Origin of the sequence: Agreia sp. Leaf335, from assembly GCF_001423605.1 — a bacterium.
GTDB lineage: Bacteria > Actinomycetota > Actinomycetes > Actinomycetales > Microbacteriaceae > Agreia.
In genome coordinates this window covers 1-16,352 of sequence record NZ_LMOQ01000001.1, presented here as the reverse complement: position 1 = coordinate 16,352, position 16,352 = coordinate 1, and the positions used below count along the sequence as shown (strand labels likewise).

At 67.2% G+C, this 16,352-nt stretch carries 18 protein-coding genes; 11 read left to right on the top strand and 7 right to left on the bottom strand.

The window, feature by feature from the left end; all coding sequences use genetic code 11:
- Window positions 1-209: 209 nt before the first annotated feature.
- Window positions 210-1,538, top strand: a complete 1,329-nt coding sequence (locus ASF79_RS17245) for a hypothetical protein (RefSeq protein ID WP_156366106.1) — start codon at window positions 210-212, stop codon at window positions 1,536-1,538.
- Here ASF79_RS17245 and ASF79_RS00085 read toward each other — a convergent pair.
- The 4 genes from ASF79_RS00085 to ASF79_RS00070 all read right to left on the bottom strand — a co-directional run bounded on the left by ASF79_RS00085 (window position 1,535) and on the right by ASF79_RS00070 (window position 3,983).
- The gene (locus tag ASF79_RS00085) at window positions 1,535-1,882 is read right to left on the bottom strand and encodes a cupin domain-containing protein (RefSeq protein WP_055850493.1); all 348 of its coding nucleotides are present in this window, start codon (window positions 1,880-1,882) and stop codon (window positions 1,535-1,537) included. The genes ASF79_RS17245 and ASF79_RS00085 overlap by 4 nt on opposite strands.
- Window positions 1,883-2,097: 215 nt before the next feature.
- Window positions 2,098-3,033 carry an SRPBCC family protein gene (locus ASF79_RS00080; protein ID WP_235500655.1) on the bottom strand — a complete coding sequence of 312 codons (936 nt, stop codon included), beginning with the start codon at window positions 3,031-3,033 and terminating at the stop codon, window positions 2,098-2,100.
- A 50-nt stretch (window positions 3,034-3,083) separates the two neighbouring features.
- Entirely contained in the window at window positions 3,084-3,329 is a 246-nt protein-coding gene (locus tag ASF79_RS17610) for a hypothetical protein (RefSeq protein ID WP_055777099.1), read from the bottom strand.
- Between the two features lie 72 nt (window positions 3,330-3,401).
- A complete protein-coding gene (locus ASF79_RS00070) occupies window positions 3,402-3,983 on the bottom strand; it encodes a TetR/AcrR family transcriptional regulator (RefSeq protein WP_055850487.1) in 582 nt (193 codons plus the stop codon).
- Between the two features lie 31 nt (window positions 3,984-4,014).
- On the opposite strand from ASF79_RS00070, the gene ASF79_RS00065 reads away from it, so the two are divergent.
- On the top strand, window positions 4,015-4,584 hold the full coding sequence (locus ASF79_RS00065) for a hypothetical protein (protein WP_235500581.1): 570 nt from the start codon (window positions 4,015-4,017) through the stop codon (window positions 4,582-4,584).
- A 101-nt stretch (window positions 4,585-4,685) separates the two neighbouring features.
- On the opposite strand, the gene ASF79_RS00060 is transcribed toward ASF79_RS00065, so the two are convergent.
- On the bottom strand, window positions 4,686-6,638 hold the full coding sequence (locus tag ASF79_RS00060) for a M13 family metallopeptidase (protein ID WP_055850484.1): 1,953 nt from the start codon (window positions 6,636-6,638) through the stop codon (window positions 4,686-4,688).
- A gap of 26 nt (window positions 6,639-6,664) precedes the next feature.
- Here ASF79_RS00060 and ASF79_RS00055 point away from each other — a divergent pair, with 26 nt between their 5' ends.
- The 3 genes from ASF79_RS00055 to ASF79_RS00045 are packed head-to-tail and all read left to right on the top strand — an operon-like array spanning window position 6,665 to window position 9,745.
- Complete coding sequence (locus ASF79_RS00055) at window positions 6,665-7,978, top strand: MATE family efflux transporter (protein WP_055850481.1); 1,314 nt, start codon at window positions 6,665-6,667, stop codon at window positions 7,976-7,978.
- Window positions 7,979-8,009: 31 nt separating this feature from the next.
- Window positions 8,010-9,071 carry an SDR family NAD(P)-dependent oxidoreductase gene (locus ASF79_RS00050; protein ID WP_055850479.1) on the top strand — a complete coding sequence of 354 codons (1,062 nt, stop codon included), beginning with the start codon at window positions 8,010-8,012 and terminating at the stop codon, window positions 9,069-9,071.
- Window positions 9,068-9,745 (top strand): glycosyltransferase family 2 protein, encoded by a 678-nt coding sequence (locus ASF79_RS00045; protein WP_055850476.1) that lies wholly within the window; start codon window positions 9,068-9,070, stop codon window positions 9,743-9,745. The genes ASF79_RS00050 and ASF79_RS00045 overlap by 4 nt, the downstream gene beginning before the upstream one ends.
- A 15-nt stretch (window positions 9,746-9,760) precedes the next feature.
- Here the strand turns inward: ASF79_RS00045 and ASF79_RS00040 are convergent, their stop codons facing one another.
- Entirely contained in the window at window positions 9,761-10,828 is a 1,068-nt protein-coding gene (locus ASF79_RS00040) for a S41 family peptidase (protein ID WP_082495596.1), read from the bottom strand.
- Window positions 10,829-11,052: 224 nt separating this feature from the next.
- Between ASF79_RS00040 and ASF79_RS00035 the strand changes: the two genes are divergently transcribed.
- The 3 genes from ASF79_RS00035 to ASF79_RS00025 are packed head-to-tail and all read left to right on the top strand — an operon-like array spanning window position 11,053 to window position 13,451.
- Window positions 11,053-11,709 carry a TIGR04282 family arsenosugar biosynthesis glycosyltransferase gene (locus ASF79_RS00035; RefSeq protein ID WP_055850470.1) on the top strand — a complete coding sequence of 219 codons (657 nt, stop codon included), beginning with the start codon at window positions 11,053-11,055 and terminating at the stop codon, window positions 11,707-11,709.
- Window positions 11,710-11,718: 9 nt separating this feature from the next.
- Window positions 11,719-13,005, top strand: coding sequence for a molybdopterin-dependent oxidoreductase (locus ASF79_RS00030; RefSeq protein ID WP_055850467.1), 1,287 nt, complete (start codon window positions 11,719-11,721; stop codon window positions 13,003-13,005).
- Window positions 13,002-13,451, top strand: a complete 450-nt coding sequence (locus tag ASF79_RS00025; RefSeq protein WP_055850465.1) for a hypothetical protein — start codon at window positions 13,002-13,004, stop codon at window positions 13,449-13,451. The genes ASF79_RS00030 and ASF79_RS00025 overlap by 4 nt, the downstream gene beginning before the upstream one ends.
- A 14-nt stretch (window positions 13,452-13,465) precedes the next feature.
- On the opposite strand, the gene ASF79_RS00020 is transcribed toward ASF79_RS00025, so the two are convergent.
- Window positions 13,466-13,963, bottom strand: a complete 498-nt coding sequence (locus ASF79_RS00020; protein WP_055850462.1) for a CGNR zinc finger domain-containing protein — start codon at window positions 13,961-13,963, stop codon at window positions 13,466-13,468.
- Between the two features lie 85 nt (window positions 13,964-14,048).
- On the opposite strand from ASF79_RS00020, the gene ASF79_RS00015 reads away from it, so the two are divergent.
- From ASF79_RS00015 to ASF79_RS00005, 3 genes are all read left to right on the top strand, one after another.
- Window positions 14,049-14,918 carry an alpha/beta fold hydrolase gene (locus ASF79_RS00015; RefSeq protein WP_055850459.1) on the top strand — a complete coding sequence of 290 codons (870 nt, stop codon included), beginning with the start codon at window positions 14,049-14,051 and terminating at the stop codon, window positions 14,916-14,918.
- 16 nt (window positions 14,919-14,934) lie between these two features.
- Complete coding sequence (locus ASF79_RS00010) at window positions 14,935-15,459, top strand: GNAT family N-acetyltransferase (protein WP_055850457.1); 525 nt, start codon at window positions 14,935-14,937, stop codon at window positions 15,457-15,459.
- A gap of 268 nt (window positions 15,460-15,727) precedes the next feature.
- Window positions 15,728-16,324: hypothetical protein (locus ASF79_RS00005; protein WP_235500580.1), on the top strand; the 597-nt coding region annotated here is incomplete at its 5' end.
- Between the last annotated feature and the right edge of the window lie 28 nt (window positions 16,325-16,352).

Below are 16,352 nucleotides of genomic sequence, written 5' to 3'. Positions count from 1 at the left end.
ATCGCCCCGTCTGTTGCGCCTTCTGGTGGACTCCGCCATACCGTCCCCACATCTCCCGAAACACTCTCCGCACACCCGAACCGATCGAATCTCGCGTGAGGGATAACGGGTATCGTGCCACATTCACCTGTGATCGGCCATCGAGTCGGCTGTCTGCGGCGGGTGCGCAAGCCTCGTTCTTGGTGGGAGACCTCTGACAGAATCGATCCATGTCCGATCCCCGTGAGCCCTCCGAGCCCGAGTCCACCGAGAAGACCCCCGCGACGCCCGCGGAATCCGCGCCAAGCACTCCGAGCATGCCGCCGTTCCCGTCTGGCGAGCCCACGTCGCCGCCGACACCTCCGGCCCCGCCAGCTGCTCCACCGGCTCCCATCGAGACGCCTTCCTCCGCGCCCAGCGCACCTTCGGCGCCCAGCGCACCCAGCTACGGTCCGCCGAGCACCGGCGGCTCTGCACCGTCGGCACCCGCGGCACCGTCGGCACCCGCGGCACCGACGGCACCGTCGTACGGCCCGCCCAGCACCACCGGTTCATCCTCGCCCGCGCCGTCGTACGGAGCGCCCCCGGTCTACGGAACCCCGGCATCCGGTACCTCGTCTGCGCCGACGCCCGTCTACGGCTCGACGTCGTCGCCGGCCGGCGCCCCGCCGTCGGGTCAGCTGCCCTACACGACTCCCTACGCGCCTGGGCAGGTTCCGCCGCGCAACAAGGGTGGCTGGATGGGCATCGTCAGTCTCATCCTCGGTGGTCTCGCCCTTCTCGCCTGCTGGATCCCGTTCCTCAACTTCATCACGGTCTTCGGCGCGATCGGCGGCCTGGTGTTCGGACTCATCGCCGTATTCCGCAAGTTCGGATCGCGCGTGCTGTCGCTCATCGGCACGATCGTCTCGGCTCTCGCCTTCGTCTTGAGCATCGTGTTCATCGTGACCTACACGGTCTCGTTCTTCCAGGCGATCGATTCGGTTCCCAACTACGACGACAGCCCGTCGACGTCGAGCCCATTCAGCGACCCCTCCGAGACGGACTCGCCCGACGCTCCCCAGCCCGGCGACCCGACGGCCGTGCCGGGAGATCCCACCCAATCGGCCGGCGCCACCGTCTGCACCGACGGAACCGCGATCGCCCTGGGCAAGGCCGGAATCTTCACCTACGACGGCGAGAACCAGGCCGAAGTCACCATCGATGAGGCGAACCTCGACGCCACCGACGAGATGCTCAACGAGAACTCGTTCAACGAGACCCCTCCCGACGGATACCGGTACGCGCTCTTCTCCGTGACGGTCAAGCAGCTGGGCATCGAGTCGTTCCCGGCGGGCGCGACCCGGGCCACGTTCAAGGGCGTCGCCGAAGACCTCGCGGCGCCTGCCCAGTTCGCCGTCGTGCCCGAGCCGTGGCTGCTATTCGCACCCGACCTCGCCCCCGGAGAGTCCGTCACGGGGAACATCGCCGTATACGTTCCCACCTCGGGTGCCGAGTCGGGCTCGGTGCTGCTCAGCAACTACCTGGGCGACAACGCGTGCGAGATGAAGGTCGGCTAGCCGACGCGCGCACCCATCGTCAATTCCGGTTCTGCGTTGGCAGGAACGGGGAACCAGGCGAGGAACGTAACGCCCTCGCTGGTCGCGTCGAAGCGGGCGATTGTCTCGTTTCCCGGTTCGTAGAAGGTGTCGCCGGGGTGGAGTACGCGCTGGGCGTTGACTCCCACTTGGAAGTACGCAGACCCTGATTCGATGACGCCGAAGACGGGACCGTTGTGCCAATGCGCTCCGGCGTGAAAGTCCGGTGCGATCGTGATCCGCCGCACCTCCACGGAAGCGAAGCTCGGGGCCCCGTCAAGCTCGAAGGTATTCAGAGTCACTCTCTCGACCGGTGATTCGCTCATCTGTCGATGATGCCAGGTGGTCGGGGCGCAACCGGAGGACTCGGCAAGCGCTCGAAATCGATCTGATGCGTATCGAACCGGAGGCCTGACGCCTATGGCAAGACACTAACGAGAACCTGGGCGCCCATCGCGATGAGCGAGGCGGAAGCCAGTCCTGCGAGGCAAGCGCGTAGTGGCGGTGATGTGCTGAGGCGAGGAATGCGTCGCTTTTCGGCTCAGCGGAAAGCACGGCTGACCGCGCCACCCGTCTGGAACAGGGTGATCCAGACCAGGAACCTCTGAAGGGGACGCAGGGGAAGAGCGACGAGCCTCCGCCAACCCGGGCGTCGCGACCATGACCTGGTGACCTGGACCTGGGTGCCTCCGGTCGTGTTCACCAAGGTGAACTCCGTCAGAATCGCACTGCTTTCTGGGGCAGCGGGGTAGGTGAAGCTCCACGCGATCCTGTGCGGTTGGTGGGCTGTGACGAGTTCGATGCTGCGACGGCGGAATCGTGGCTTCACGTTCACCGGCTTCCCGTCCGGACGACTTTCCGGCGCGAGGCCTTGCCAGACCATGCCGGGCGTGGAGCCCTGCACTGCATGATCGATAGAGCCGACACTCATCTCCCAATCGGGGATGCGCGCCGGGTCCGCGAGGAACTGCCACACTGCGTCAACCGGCGCTGGAACGAATGTCTCGATCGACCCTGACACCCGTCCCTTCACTTGTGCGGGCCTTGTCGCAGTTCTTTCGGCAGCAGCGTCGAATCGGTCGAGGTGTTCGAGCACGGCCTGGGGAGTCGTGCCGAGGCGCTCGAGGATATTGGCGATCAGACCGCTGGGCTCCGAGACAAGTTCTCGAAGCACTGCGGCGGCGTCGCCGTTCTTGTCTTTGTCGACGGAGCGCGCGATGAGGGCGTAAGCGCGCTTGCTCCAGTCATATCCATCCGTCTCGTGAAATACGATTCGTCCGGCCTCGGGGAATGAAGCCTCGATGCCGAGTGATGCCAGCTGGGCCGCGTGGGCTTCCTCGACGGCGCGGCGGGCGCCGTCGATATCGATGCCCATGCTGCGCAGCGAGACTCCAGCAGGTTGATCGCTGATCACGAGAGCGAGGAACAGGTGTTCGAGGTCTGCTACGCGGAGCCCCGCTCGGGATGCTTCCTCCATTGCAGCGAGTGAAAGCGATTGACTGGTCTGCGCTGCGAGAACGAACTTGCTCATGTGTTCCTCCTGGGGATCGGGATCGTGGAATCGACTCGTTTGGAGTACTTCTTGTGCACGGCCTGCCGGGTGACCCCAAGCGCGTCAGCGATGTCCTGCCATGTCATCCCTGCCCGCAGCGCGGCCTCGACTTGCCGAAGCTCCAATGTGTCCGCGAGAACGCGCAACGTTGTCACTGCCCGCAATCCTGCTTTGGGGTCGCTGGTGTCGGCTGCCACTGACGCGATCTGTGAGGACTCCATGTCGTCAACCTACGTTGCTAACGATCCAGTTGTCAACCTGGGTTGCTCTCGTCCCAGCCCGATACACCTTTTTCAGCTGGCTGCGATTGCCCTGATCTCGGTACTGATGACCTGAGTCGCCCACGTGGTGTCGGAACCGCTGGGCTGTGTCAGGAGATGAAGAGCGAGCCCGTCGAGAAGAGCGTGGAGCCGCCGGGCGACGAGCTCTTGAGTCGGGCGTGGCCCGCCTTGCAGACCGGCGACTATGAGTTGGCACGCTCCGAACAACTCCGCGGTGGCGGCATCGCGCACATCCGCCAACTCTGGCAGAGCGGGAGTCTCTGCGATGAGGGCAAGGTTGACCTCCAGCTCAGTGCGACTGTCTGGCGTCAACGGTAGGAGTTCTCGGATGATGTTCTCGGCGTGCGTGATGGGGTCCGAGGCCGGGGCAAGGCCGCGTATGCGCTCCGTTGCGCGTCGAGCCATCAGTTCCGCCGAGTAGCGAAGTAAGCCCGCCCGGTTGGGGAACAGGTGACGGAGTGAACCGACAGCGACGCCGGCTTCTTCGGCAACTATTCGCACCGAGACCGAGCCGATCCCGCGTTCCCGGATGACCCGCCACACCGCTTCAGCCAACTCGACTTTGCGTTGGTCACGGTCGATCAGTCGCGGCATTTGTCGAGATTAGCACGACCGTGCTAGTTTTTTGATAGCACGACCGTACCGACAAAGGAGCCCTCACATTCTCGCCATCATCATCGCCTGCGAAGTCGGCTTCTGGGTCGTGATCCTGGCGGGCCTCATCGCTCGTTACCCCCTGAAAAGACGACGCCTCGGGCTTGTGCTGCTCGCCCTCACACCGGTACTCGATGTGATCCTGTTGGCTGCGAACGCGATCGACCTGAGCCGCGGATCGACCGCCACATTCGCGCACGGTCTCGCCGCGATCTACTTGGGTGTCTCCGTCGCCTACGGCCACAAGATGATCCAGTGGGCGGACACGCGTTTCGCCCACCGTTTCGCCAACGGCCCCGCCCCGGCGAAACGATACGGATGGGCCTACACCGCAGAGTGCTGGCGGGATGTGGTGCGAACGGGCATCGCGGTCGCAATCGCGGCAGGCGTTCTCTGGCTACTCATCACCATCAGCAGTGATCTACAACGATCAGCTGCGCTGACCTCGATGTTCGGCATCCTCGGGATCATCGCCGCAGTGGAACTCGTTCGGGCCACCAGCTATACACTCTGGCCGAAGAAAACCCCGGTCACCGCGTAGGGACGATCTATCTCGCCCTAATCGACCCGTCACCGGCCAAAGGCACTGCGTGAGCTACCTTCTCGCGGCGAGAACGACCACGCACCGTTCACACGCGCGAGCTACCAGATCGTGACGCGCTCCTCGGGAGCCAGCCACAGGGCATCCGACTCGCTCACGTCGAACGCGGCATAGAACTCGTCGATGTTGCGCACGATCTGGTTGCAGCGGAACTCGTTCGGCGAGTGCGGGTCGATCGACAGCAGGCGAACCACCTCTTCATCGCGCGACTTCTGCTGCCAGGCCTGCGCCCACGACAGGAAGAAACGCTGCACGCCGGTGAGGCCGTCGATCACCGGCGGCTCCTCGCCATCGAGCGACAGCAGGTATGCGTCCCACGCGATGCTCAGGCCGCCCAGGTCGCCGATGTTCTCGCCGATCGTGAGCGCGCCGTTGACGTGCTGGTCGGGAACCTGCGCCGGAGCGAGCGAGTTGTACTGGTCGATCAGCGACGAGGTGCGCTTCTCGAACGCCTCGCGGTCGGCCTCGGTCCACCAGTCGGTGAGCCGGCCGTCGCCGTCGAAGCGCGATCCCTGGTCGTCGAATCCGTGCCCGATCTCGTGGCCGATCACCGCGCCGATCGCGCCGTAGTTGGCCGCGGCATCCCGGCTCTCGTCGAAGAAGGGGTACTGCAGGATGGCCGCCGGGAAGACGATCTCGTTGAAGCCGGGGTTGTAGTACGCATTGATCGTCTGCGGGGTCATGAACCACTCGTCGCGATCGAGCGGCTTGCCGATCTTTCCCAACTCGCGCTGGAACTCGAACTCGCTCGTGGCCCGGATGTTGCCGGCCAGGTCCTTCGCGTCGATGGCCAGAGTGGAGTAGTCCCTCCATTTGACCGGGAACCCGATCTTGGGGGTGAACTTGTCGAGCTTCTCGAGCGCCCGTTCGCGCGTGGCGGGGGTCATCCACTCGAGGTCGGTGATGGATGCCCGGTATGCCTCGATGAGGTTGGCGACGAGCACGTCCATGGCCGCCTTGGCCGTCGGCGGGAAGTGGCGGTCGACATAGATACGGCCGACGGCTTCGCCCATGGCACCCTCCACGAGCGACACACCGCGCTTCCAGCGAGCGCGCATCGTCGGCGTTCCCGTGAGGGTGCGGCCGTAGAAGTCGAAGTTCTCGTTCACGAACACGGCGGGCAGATAGGCCGCAGCGCCGTGCACGACCTGCCACGACAGCCAATCGCGCCACGCATCGAGTCGATCCTCGGTGAGCAGCTCTGCGATGCCCGAGACGAACGACGGCTCGCGCACCACGAGCTCGTCGAAGACACCCTCGGGGGCGCCGAGCGCCGAGCGCCACAGCTCGAGGTCGACCGAGGGGGCCGAGGCGGCGAAGTCGTTCCAGCCGACGAGGTTGTAGGTGGCCTGGGCGTCGCGGGTGCGCACGTTGTCCCAGTGCGTCGCCGCGATCGCGGTCTCGAGGTCGAAGACGCGCTGCGCGCGCACGGCAGGCTCCGAGAGGCCCGCGAGCGCGAACATCCGCTCGATGTGCTTGAGGTACGCGGTTCGGATGTCGGCGAACTTCTCTTCGCGGAAGTAGCTCTCGTCGGGCAGCGAGATGCCGCCCTGCTCCAGGAACACCAGGTAGCGCTCCGGGTTGCCCGGGTCGTTGTCGACGAACAGGCGGAAGAAGCCGCCGACTCCCTGGCGCTCTAGGTGGGCAGCGGTCTCGAGCAGCTCGCGCACAGTCGAGACGCGGGCCGCGTCGGCGAGCTGGGCCTCGATCGGCGTGGTACCGAGGTCTTCGACGCGCTCCTCGTCGAGGAAGCTGGCGTAGAGGTCGCCGAAGGTGCGCTCCTCTGTGCCGGGCTCGGCATCCTGCGCCTCGATGATGATGTCGCGCACGGCCTTCTCGGCCTCTTCGTGCAGCTGATAGAACGAGCCGTCTCGAGCCCGGTCGTCGGGAATGACCGTTCGGGCAATCCACTTGCCGTTGACGTGCCTGAACAGGTCGTCCTGCGGGCGGATGGAGGGGTCGAGTTCGTTCAGATCGATGCCGGAAGTCGTCATTGGGCAAGCCTAGCTAGGCTCGCAGTGTGAAGGCTCTGGATCGCGACATTCTGCGTCTCGCCGTTCCGGCCCTCGGGGCCCTCGTCGCCGAGCCCCTGTTCCTTCTCACCGACACCGCCCTCGTCGGGCACCTGGGCGAGACGCCGCTCGCGGGCCTGAGTATCGCCAGCGCCCTGCTGCAGACCGCGATCGGCCTGCTGATCTTCCTCGCCTACGCCACGACTCCCGCGGTCGCACGTCGACTCGGCGCCGGCGACAGGCCCGGCGCCATTCGCGCGGGTATCGACGGTCTCTGGCTCGCTCTCGCGCTCGGGGTCGTGCTCGTCGTCGTCGGCCTCGTCGCGGCCAGGCCCCTCGTGCACCTCTTCGGCGCGACTGCAGCGGTCGAGGAGCAGGCCGTCATCTACCTGACGGTCTCGCTCGCCGGGTTGCCCGCGATGCTGCTCGTGATCGCCGCGACCGGACTGCTGCGCGGGTTGCAAGACACGAAGACCCCGCTTATCGTCGCGGTCAGCGGCTTCGCGGCGAACGCGGGCCTCAATGCGCTCTTCATCTATGGTTTCGGCGCGGGCATCGCCGGTTCCGCCGCGGGCACCGTCGTAGCCCAGTGGGCGATGGCCGCCGTGTATCTCGTGATCGCCGTGCGGGCATCCCGCAGCAACGGCGTCAGCCTGCGGCCCGGGCTGGCGGGGGTGACCGGCGCCGCGGCATCCGGCGGCTGGCTCTTTCTGCGCACGGCGAGCCTGCGCGCCGCCCTGCTCGCCACGGTCGTCGTCGCGTCTGACCTCGGCGTCGTCGAACTCGCGACGTTCCAGATCGCATCGACGCTCTTCTTCACGCTGGCGTTCATCCTCGACGCGCTGGCCATCGCGGGGCAGGCCCTGGTGGGCCACGGCCTCGGCGCTCAGGATGTCGAGCGCGTGCGGGGCGTGATGCGGCGCCTCGTACTGTGGGGAATCGGCGCCGGGCTCGCTCTCGGCATCGGTATCGCCGCCCTCTCTCCCCTGCTCGGCCCGATCTTCTCGTCGAGCCGCGACGTGCAGCAGGCCCTGGTCGCGGTCGTGCTCGTGATGGCCGTCGGCGTTCCTCTGGCCGGCTACGTCTTCGTTCTCGACGGCGTGCTGATCGGGGCCGGCGACGCCCGCTACCTCGCCCTCGCCGGGCTCGCGACCGTTCTGATCTACGCGCCGCTCCTGCTGCTCGTCGCCCTGTTCGGCCCCGACGGCACGACCGGGCTCATCTGGCTGTGGCTGGCATTCGGCTTCGGCTACATGACGGCGAGGGCGATCACCCTCGGGCTGCGCGCTCGGGGAACCGCCTGGATGCGCAGCGGCGGTTAGGCTGATCATCCACGTCTTTGGGGGTCATCACATGCCGCATCTGCTCGTCACCGGCGGCGCCGGTTTCATCGGCAGCGAGATCGTGCGCCAGGCTCTGGATGCCGGATGGTCGGTGCGCGTGCTCGATTCGCTGCGGGCCGACGTGCACGAGACGGCCCCCGCGCTCGACGAGCGCGCGGAGTTCGTGCTCGGCGACGTGCGCGACGAGGAGACCGTGGCGCGGTCGCTCGAGGGCATCGACGCGGTGTGCCACCAGGCCGGCAAGGTCGGCCTCGGGGTCGACTTCTACGACGCCCCCGACTACGTCTCGTCGAACGAGCTCGGCACGGCCGTGCTGCTCGCTGCCATGACGCGTGCCGGCATCGACCGCTTCGTCGTGGCCTCGTCGATGGTCGTCTACGGCGAGGGCAGCTACCGCAACGAACTGGGCGAGAAGGTGCGTCCTCCCGCGCGACGTGTGGCCGACCTCGAGGCCGGACTCTTCGAGCCCCTCGACCCGAGCAGCGAGACCGCCCTCATCCCCGAGCTCATCACAGAGGATGCGCCGCTCGATCCGCGCAACGTCTACGCCTCGTCGAAGCTGGGCCAGGAGCACCTCTCTGCGTCGTGGGCCCGCTCGGCCGGTGGGCGCGCGATCGCTCTGCGCTATCACAACGTCTACGGGCCCGGCATGCCGCAGAACACCCCCTACGCCGGAGTGGCCTCGCTGTTCCGTTCGGCGCTCGCTCGCGGCGAGGCGCCAAGGGTGTTCGAAGACGGCGCCCAGCGCCGCGACTTCGTGCACGTGAGCGACGTGGCCGCGGCGAACCTCGCGGCCCTCGACGCGACGGCCTCGGTCGAATCGTCGTCGTTCGCCGCCTACAACGTGGGCAGCGGCGTCGTGCACACCATCGGCGACATGGCGGCCGCGATCGCCCGTGCATCCGCCGGAGCCGACCCCGTCGTGACGGGCGAGTTCCGCCTCGGCGACGTGCGTCACATCACCGCATCGAGCGACAAGATCGCCCGCGAGCTCGGCTGGCGCGCAGCCGTCGACTTCGACGCCGGAATGGCCGAGTTCGCCACGGCCCCGCTACGCTCGGCCGCATCGTGACCGACGCCGCCCTCGTCGACGTCGTGCTGCCCTGCCTCAACGAGGCCGAGGCCTTGCCCTGGGTGCTGTCGCGACTGCCCGACGGCTATCGGGCCATCGTCGTCGACAACGGCTCGACGGATGGCTCGGCCGACATCGCGCGCGCGGCCGGCGCAACGGTGGTCGCCGAATCGCGCCGCGGCTTCGGCGCGGCAGCGCACACCGGCCTGCTCGCCGCGACCGCGCCGATCGTCGCCTTCTGCGACGCCGACGCCTCGATGGATCCGGCGGAGCTGCCGACCCTCGTCGAGCGGATCACGGCCGATCGAGCCGATCTCGTGCTCGGCCGACGCATCCCGACGACGGCAGGGGCCTGGCCCCTGCACGCGCGCTTCGCCAACCGTGCCCTCTCGTTTCTCATCAAGCGTCGGGCGCACATCGCGATCAAGGATCTCGGGCCCATGCGCGCGGCCCGTCGAGAGGGTCTGCTGTCGCTCGACCTGGCAGATCGCCGAAGCGGCTATCCGCTCGAGATGCTGTTGAAGGCATCCGCCGCTGGGTGGCGCATCGAGGAGTTCGACACCCCCTACAGCCCGCGCGTCGGCCGGTCGAAGGTCACCGGAACGATCCGTGGCACCTACATCGCCGTGAAGGACATGTCGAAGCTGCTGCGCGAGGTGAAACGCCGAGGCTGACGCTCCGTCAGAGGACTACCCCCGCGTCGCCAGCCACGCGCCGATCGCGGCGTCGAGTTGATCGTCATCGACGGTCTCGTCAGGTTCGATGGGCACGCCGTAGCGCTTGCCGGTGCGGTCGGCGTCGACCGCCACGGTGAGGTTCACCACCGCTCCGTCGTAGAGCCTGAACGGCTGATTCGCCGTGCTGAAGCCGTAGCTCGGCTGCCCGAAGACGCGCACGTTCGCCTGGCCGATGAAGGCGATCGCGACCGCCTCCGCTGAGCTGCCGGTCATGCCGTTGACCACCACCGCGACCGGGCCGTCGACCTTCGGTTGAGGGGCGCTCGCCTCGCTCTGCTGTGTGCCGCCGGAGGAGACCGCGCCTCCGTCGACGGAGATGACGGTCGAGGCGTCGACGGATTCGAACGTCTCGACGGTGCCGTCGTCGAGAAGAGGTGCCACGGCAGCGAGCATCGGCCAGACGTTGCCGCCGTGATTGTCGCGCAGATCGACGACCCAGGCCGAGGTGGTCGGGGCCGCCGTGCCGATCGCGGAGACGACCGTGTCGATGTACTTCTGACCGAAGGAGTCGCTCCCGGTGCCGCCGCCGATCAGCGTGGGAAGCCGAATGGTCGTGACGCCGTCGGCACTCGAGACCGTCGGCAGCTGGTTCGCCGACGTGCTGCCCGACGACGGGCCGAACATCTCGGCGGCCTTCGCCGGATCGGCGAACGTCGTGTGCGGGCCGCCCAGCTCGGTGGCCGCTGTGGCGAGCGCGTCGTAGGTGTCTGCGTAGTCAGTGGCGTTCGCCACCTCGGAAAGAGTCTCGGCCCGCACGTCGTCATACCGGCTCGGCGTCGCCTCGAGTCCGTGGCGCATGTCGTCGAGCGCGTACTCCGCGTACTGCTGAGGCGACGGCGGCGCGACGTAGATGCCGTACGTGCGCAGCAGTGGAGCGGCCGCGACGATGCCTCCGACTCCCAGGGCGGCCACACCGACCAGGGCGACGCCCACGATGATCCCCGCGCGACGTCGACGCCGCCGTCTGTCTTCCGGCGTGCGGGGTGTGGTCGACGGGTGAGTTGAGGTGTCTCCGGGCATGATGTCACTCTACGAATCGTGAATCCGAGCCGCGTCAGACCACGGCACGATCCCGGCCCGACGTTCCTCGACCTGCAGTACGACCGAGACGCCGCATAGCGCACATCATCGGCGAAAGGAATCCGATCGGGCCTTCGCGACGAAGTACATACAGTGACCAGTAAGGGTCGCTCGATAACGTGCCTCGCTACAGAGACCAACCGGAGACCAAGCCAGGAGGCCTCATGCTCACCATCGCAGTCATCGCCAAGGAGTGCATACCCGGGCGCGTGAAGACGCGGTTGCACCCGCCGTTCTCGCTCGAGGAGGCCGCTGAGATCGCATCCGCGAGCCTGGGCGACACGCTCGACGTCGTGTCGGCCATCCCCGCCGACCGGCGCATCCTGTTCTTCGACGGCCAGAACCCGCCCGCCGAAGCCGACGGTTTCGAGGTTCTGCAGCAGAACGAGGGAACGCTCGACCAGCGCCTGGGCTACCTGTTCGACTCGGTCGACGGCCCCCTGCTGATGATCGGCATGGACACGCCGCAGGTGACGCGCGAGCTGCTCGAGCCGGCGCTCACCCGGTGGCACGACGACATCGACGCATGGTTCGGCTTCGCGAGCGACGGCGGATTCTGGGCTCTCGGCATGCGCGAGCCCGACGGCTCCCTGATCCGCGGGGTCGCCATGTCGGAGGCAGAGACAGGGCGCGATCAGCTCGAACGCCTGCTCGAGGCCGAGCTACGGGTCAAGCTGCTGGCAGAGATCAACGACGTCGACTCGATCGATGACGCCCGCGAGGTCGCCTCGATCGCTCCCGACGGACGGTTCGCCGAGGTGTTCGACCGCGTCAGTGTCAGGGCCGGCGTGCGCGACCTGCAACTCGACCGCAGAGCCTAGGCCGACATCGTGAGACGCCTTCTCGCAGCGACGCAGCAGGCTCTCGCGGCGCCCCCTCGCAATCCCCGCATGGCGGTGGTCATCGGCCGCCTGCTCGCCATCGCCTTCCTCCTCTGCTTCGGCACCGGCCTCTACAGTCACTTTCTGCAGGAGCCGGAGCCGTGGATGCGGTTCTCGACGGTGCCCGCGCAGCTCTACCAGGTGACCCAGGGCATCCACATCACCGCCGGAATCGCCTGCTTTCCGCTGATCCTCGGCAAGCTCTACACGATCTACCCGCAGCTGTTCCAGACGCCGCCCGTGAAGAGTCCGCTGCACCTGCTCGAGCGCGCATCCATCGCGCTGTTCGTCGGCGCCTCTCTCGTGCAGATCACCATCGGCCTGCTCAACACCTACCAGTGGTACCCGTGGAAGTTCGGCTTCCGCGAGGTGCACTGGGCACTCTCGTTCGTCGTCATCGGATCGCTGGCCATCCACATCGCGGTGAAGCTGCCCATGATCGCTCGCTTCTGGACGCGCAATTCCGAGGGCACGCGCGAGCTGCGCGGCGAGACACCGGGTGGCGAAACACCGGGTGGCGAGACACCGGGTGGCGAGACCGCTCCGGATGCCGCTGCTCCCGTCGCCGAATCGGCTCCGGTCGGCGGCGTCACGGGCCGCATCTTCCGTTGGATCGACGGCGCGCCGTCACCCGAGCCCGCGGTGAGTCGACGTGGATTCATGACCGCGGTCGGCGTCTCCACGGCCACCGTCGTGGCCCTCACAGCCGGGCAGTCGTTCGCCGCGCTCAGCCCCTTCAACATCTTCGCGCCGCGCGTGAAGGGAACCGGACCGAACGCCCTGCCCGTGAACCGCACGGCGAAGGCGGCGCAGGTTCTCGACACCGCGGTGTCGCCCGACTGGGCGCTCACCATCTCGAACGGACCCCGCACGGTCACGCTGACCCGCGCCGAGCTGCTGGCGCTGCCCCAGACCACCGTCGAATTGCCGATCTCGTGCGTCGAGGGCTGGAGCCAGATGGCCACCTGGAAAGGCGTGCGTCTGCGCGAGCTGCTCAACAAGGTGGGAGCAGACACCTCGCAGGGACTCAAGCTCACGAGCCTCGAGAAGAAGGGCGGCTACCGGGTCACCCAGATGGGCCCGGAGTATGCCTTCGACGCGTCGACCCTCGTCGCGCTCGAGGTCAACGGCGACACTCTCGATATCGACCACGGCTACCCGGCGCGCATGATCGCTCCCGGCAGACCGGGCGTTCTGCAGACCAAGTGGCTCAGCAAGCTGGAGGTCGAGGCATGAAGATCACACGCGTCATCCTGATCGTGCTCGGCCTCGCCGGACTGTTCCTGGGCGCCCTGATCATGGTGCAGAAGGAGCGCCCCGACCAGATCGTGGGCGTCGTCGTCTGGATCGTCGCCGCCATCATCGTGCACGACGGCATCCTGTCGCCGCTTCTCCTGCTGCTCGATGTCTGGATGCGCCGCGCCGGTCGCCGCATACCGTTCGGCGTGCTCGCCATCATCCAGGGCGGCGTCGTGGTGGGCGCGATCATGAGCATGCTGGTGCTGCCCGAGATCTACAAGAAATCGCTCGGCACGAAGAACCCCACGATCCTGCCGCTCGACTACGGGCTGAACCTGGCTCTCTTCTGGGCCGGGGTCGCGGTCCTCACTGCGGCGGCCTGCGTCGTGTACCTGCGGCGCCGACGAGCATCCGCATCGGCGTCATCCGCGTCGATCGGTTAACCCCGCGGCCGAACTCAGGGGCGCGACCGACTCGCGTGCGTGCGCGCCTTCATCCGGTTGCCGCACGTGGCCATCGAACACCACTTGGCCGTACCGGGTCGGCTGTGATCGACCAAAAACAGGTTGCACTCGTCGTTCGCGCACGCGCGAAGCCGGCCGCGCAGCTGCGTCGTCACTGCCGACCAGGCGAGAACGGTCTGCACGGGAAGACGTCTCTCAATCGGGGCGTCGAGCTCCCACATCACGCCGTCTGGGGTGACACGCGGCGTACGCGCGGCGCCGGCGAGGAGGTCGGCGAGCTCATTCACCGCGGCCGGATCGTTTTCGCGGATCACCGACTGGATCGCGTCGCGGGCGCGCCGCAACTGCGCGAGCTCGTTCGCCGTGCCGGTTCCGCCCCAGCTGCGCGCGAGCTCTTGCCCAGCGGCACCATCCAGGCCGTCGAGCGGTCGTCCGTCGACCACGGGCGCGCTGTTCAAGACGGCCAACAGCAGTTCCTCGTCCCGATCCATGGCTCCTCGCTCCCGTGCTCCGTGTGCAGCGTCCCGTCTATGCTACCGTCTGACTAACCAGTAAAACAAACTTAAGGGGTTAGCAATGGTCACCGTCCACCACCGCACCGTCTCTGTCGACGGGCTCGAGGTCTTCTGGCGTGAAGCCGGGCCCGCCGACGCACCCGTGCTCGTCCTGCTCCACGGATACCCGAGCAGCTCGCACATGTTCCGGCACCTCATCCCGAGGCTGGCAGAGCACTATCGCGTCATCGCGCCCGACCACATCGGCTTCGGTCGCTCGTCCGCGCCATCCGTCGACGACTTCGAGTACACCTTCGCCGCCCTGGCCGAGACGACGGCTCGGTTCCTCAGCACCATCGGCGTGACGCGGTACACGATCTACGTGCAGGACTACGGCGCCCCCATCGGCTGGCGACTGGCGCTTCGCGGCCCTGCCGCGGTCGTCGGCGTCATCACGCAGAACGGCAACGCCTACGAAGAGGGATTCGTCCCCGAGTTCTGGAACCCGATCTGGGCCGATGCCGCCGAGCGTACAGCCGAGACCCGCGAGGCGCTTCGTCCGGCCCTCGGTCGTGCGGCCGTCGAATGGCAGTACACGCACGGCGTGCCCGATCCGTCGACCGTCGATCCGGATGCGTGGGAGCACGACCTCGCGCTCCTCGCCCGGGCGGGTCAAGACGACGTGCAGCTGGCTCTCTTCCGCGACTACTCGAGCAACAGGGATCTCTACCCGGCCGTCCACGAGTGGATCCGCACCTCGCACGTGCCCGTCCTCGCGATCTGGGGACGCAACGACGAAATCTTCGACGCCGCCGGCGCCCACACGTTCCTGCGTGACGCACCAAACGCCCGCCTCGAGCTCCTCGACGGCGGACACTTCCTCCTCGAATCCCACCTCGACCTCGTCGCCACCAGTATCACGAGCTGGCTGGCCGAGAAGCGACCTGCCTGAGGGGCATGATGGGGTCGTGCGCATCATTCGGAGCCCCCGCCTGACCCTGCGGCCGTGGGAGTCGGGCGACGCCTCCTTTCTCCTCGATCTCGAGTCCCGTTGGGAGACCGTGCGCTATCTCACTCCCGATCCCACGACGATGGCGACGCTCGACGAGGCCGCCGCCTCGATCCTCCGTCGCCGCGCCATCGATCATCCTGTGCACGGGATCTGGGCGATCACGCTCACCGAGACCGGTCGGTTGCTGGGCAATCTGCTGCTCAAGCCGATCTCGGTGAGCTCGGGAGTCTCCCGGCCGGCGCCTGTCGAGATCGGCTGGCACCTGCATCCGGATGCCTATGGCCACGGCTACGCGACGGAGGCGGCCGACGCGGTGCTGCGCGACGCAGCGGCGCGGGGGCTCGAGTTCGTGATCGCCGTCACCGACCCGCGAAACCTCGCCTCCCAGCGCGTCTGCCGGCGGCTCGGCTTTGCCGAAAACGGCGCCACGCGCGACTACTACGACACCGACTATCTGCTGTTCGAAAAGTCGTTGGTCTGATTTCTTTCGAATCGAACCAAACCATCCGCGGGAGGGTGCCGAATCATTCGTGTCTGCAACACCACCCAGCGAAGGAATCAACACCATGCGCAACTTCACGAAAGCAACACTCGGTCTTCTGACCGCCGGCATCCTGACCGTCTCGATGGCCGCCTGCTCGAGCTCATCCGAGTCGACGGAGTCGACCTCGTCGTCGCCCACGTCGTCCGCCGAGTCGACCCCCACACCGGTCGCGTCGATCCCGTCGCTCACCGGAGTCGACACCGCNGAGTCGACGGAGTCGACCTCGTCGTCGCCCACGTCGTCCGCCGAGTCGACCCCCACACCGGTCGCGTCGATCCCGTCGCTCACCGGAGTCGACACCGCCGTCAAGCTCGACGCCGGATTCGCCTCCGCACTCACCACCCTCGGACTCACCCCCGGCACCGTCGGCACCGCAACCCTCGTCGACGGCTCACTCATCTTCCCCATCACCGGCGGAAACGTCGACTACTACGACCCCAACGAGTCGTACCGCCCCTACGTCCAGGGCACCATCGAGCACGAAGGCTCCGGCTTCTCCCTCACCGCCGGTGACACCGTCGTCGAACTCACCAACTTCACCATCGACCCCGGCACCTCCAAGCTCTACGGTGACGTCGCCGTCAACGGCACCTCCGCCGTCAAGCAGGCCCTGCTCTTCGACCTCCACGGAGGAACCCTGAAGCCSCTCCAGACCGGCCCGAACGACACCGCCATCCTCGAAGGCACCACCGTCCACATCTCCTCCGACGCCGCCGGCCTCCTGAACGACACGTTCAAGACCGACGCCGTCAAGGCCGGCCTCCTCGTCGGAGTCGCCAAGATCACCGTCAACACCAAGTAACACCCCCGCMCAACCAGAACGGCCCGCC

Excerpts from the sequence above, each read along its gene's own strand:
- ASF79_RS00080 (WP_235500655.1), bottom strand. The coding sequence starts at position 3,033 with ATGGAGGAAGCATCCCGAGCGGGGCTCCGCGTAGCAGACCTCGAACAC.
- ASF79_RS00025 (WP_055850465.1), top strand. The coding sequence starts at position 13,002 with ATGAAGATCACACGCGTCATCCTGATCGTGCTCGGCCTCGCCGGACTG.
- ASF79_RS00020 (WP_055850462.1), bottom strand. The coding sequence starts at position 13,963 with ATGGATCGGGACGAGGAACTGCTGTTGGCCGTCTTGAACAGCGCGCCC.
- ASF79_RS00050 (WP_055850479.1), top strand. The coding sequence starts at position 8,010 with ATGCCGCATCTGCTCGTCACCGGCGGCGCCGGTTTCATCGGCAGCGAG.
- ASF79_RS00040 (WP_082495596.1), bottom strand. The coding sequence starts at position 10,828 with ATGCCCGGAGACACCTCAACTCACCCGTCGACCACACCCCGCACGCCG.
- ASF79_RS17610 (WP_055777099.1), bottom strand. The coding sequence starts at position 3,329 with ATGGAGTCCTCACAGATCGCGTCAGTGGCAGCCGACACCAGCGACCCC.
- ASF79_RS00060 (WP_055850484.1), bottom strand. The coding sequence starts at position 6,638 with ATGACGACTTCCGGCATCGATCTGAACGAACTCGACCCCTCCATCCGC.
- ASF79_RS00085 (WP_055850493.1), bottom strand. The coding sequence starts at position 1,882 with ATGAGCGAATCACCGGTCGAGAGAGTGACTCTGAATACCTTCGAGCTT.
- ASF79_RS00015 (WP_055850459.1), top strand. The coding sequence starts at position 14,049 with ATGGTCACCGTCCACCACCGCACCGTCTCTGTCGACGGGCTCGAGGTC.
- ASF79_RS17245 (WP_156366106.1), top strand. The coding sequence starts at position 210 with ATGTCCGATCCCCGTGAGCCCTCCGAGCCCGAGTCCACCGAGAAGACC.
- ASF79_RS00070 (WP_055850487.1), bottom strand. The coding sequence starts at position 3,983 with ATGCCGCGACTGATCGACCGTGACCAACGCAAAGTCGAGTTGGCTGAA.
- ASF79_RS00035 (WP_055850470.1), top strand. The coding sequence starts at position 11,053 with ATGCTCACCATCGCAGTCATCGCCAAGGAGTGCATACCCGGGCGCGTG.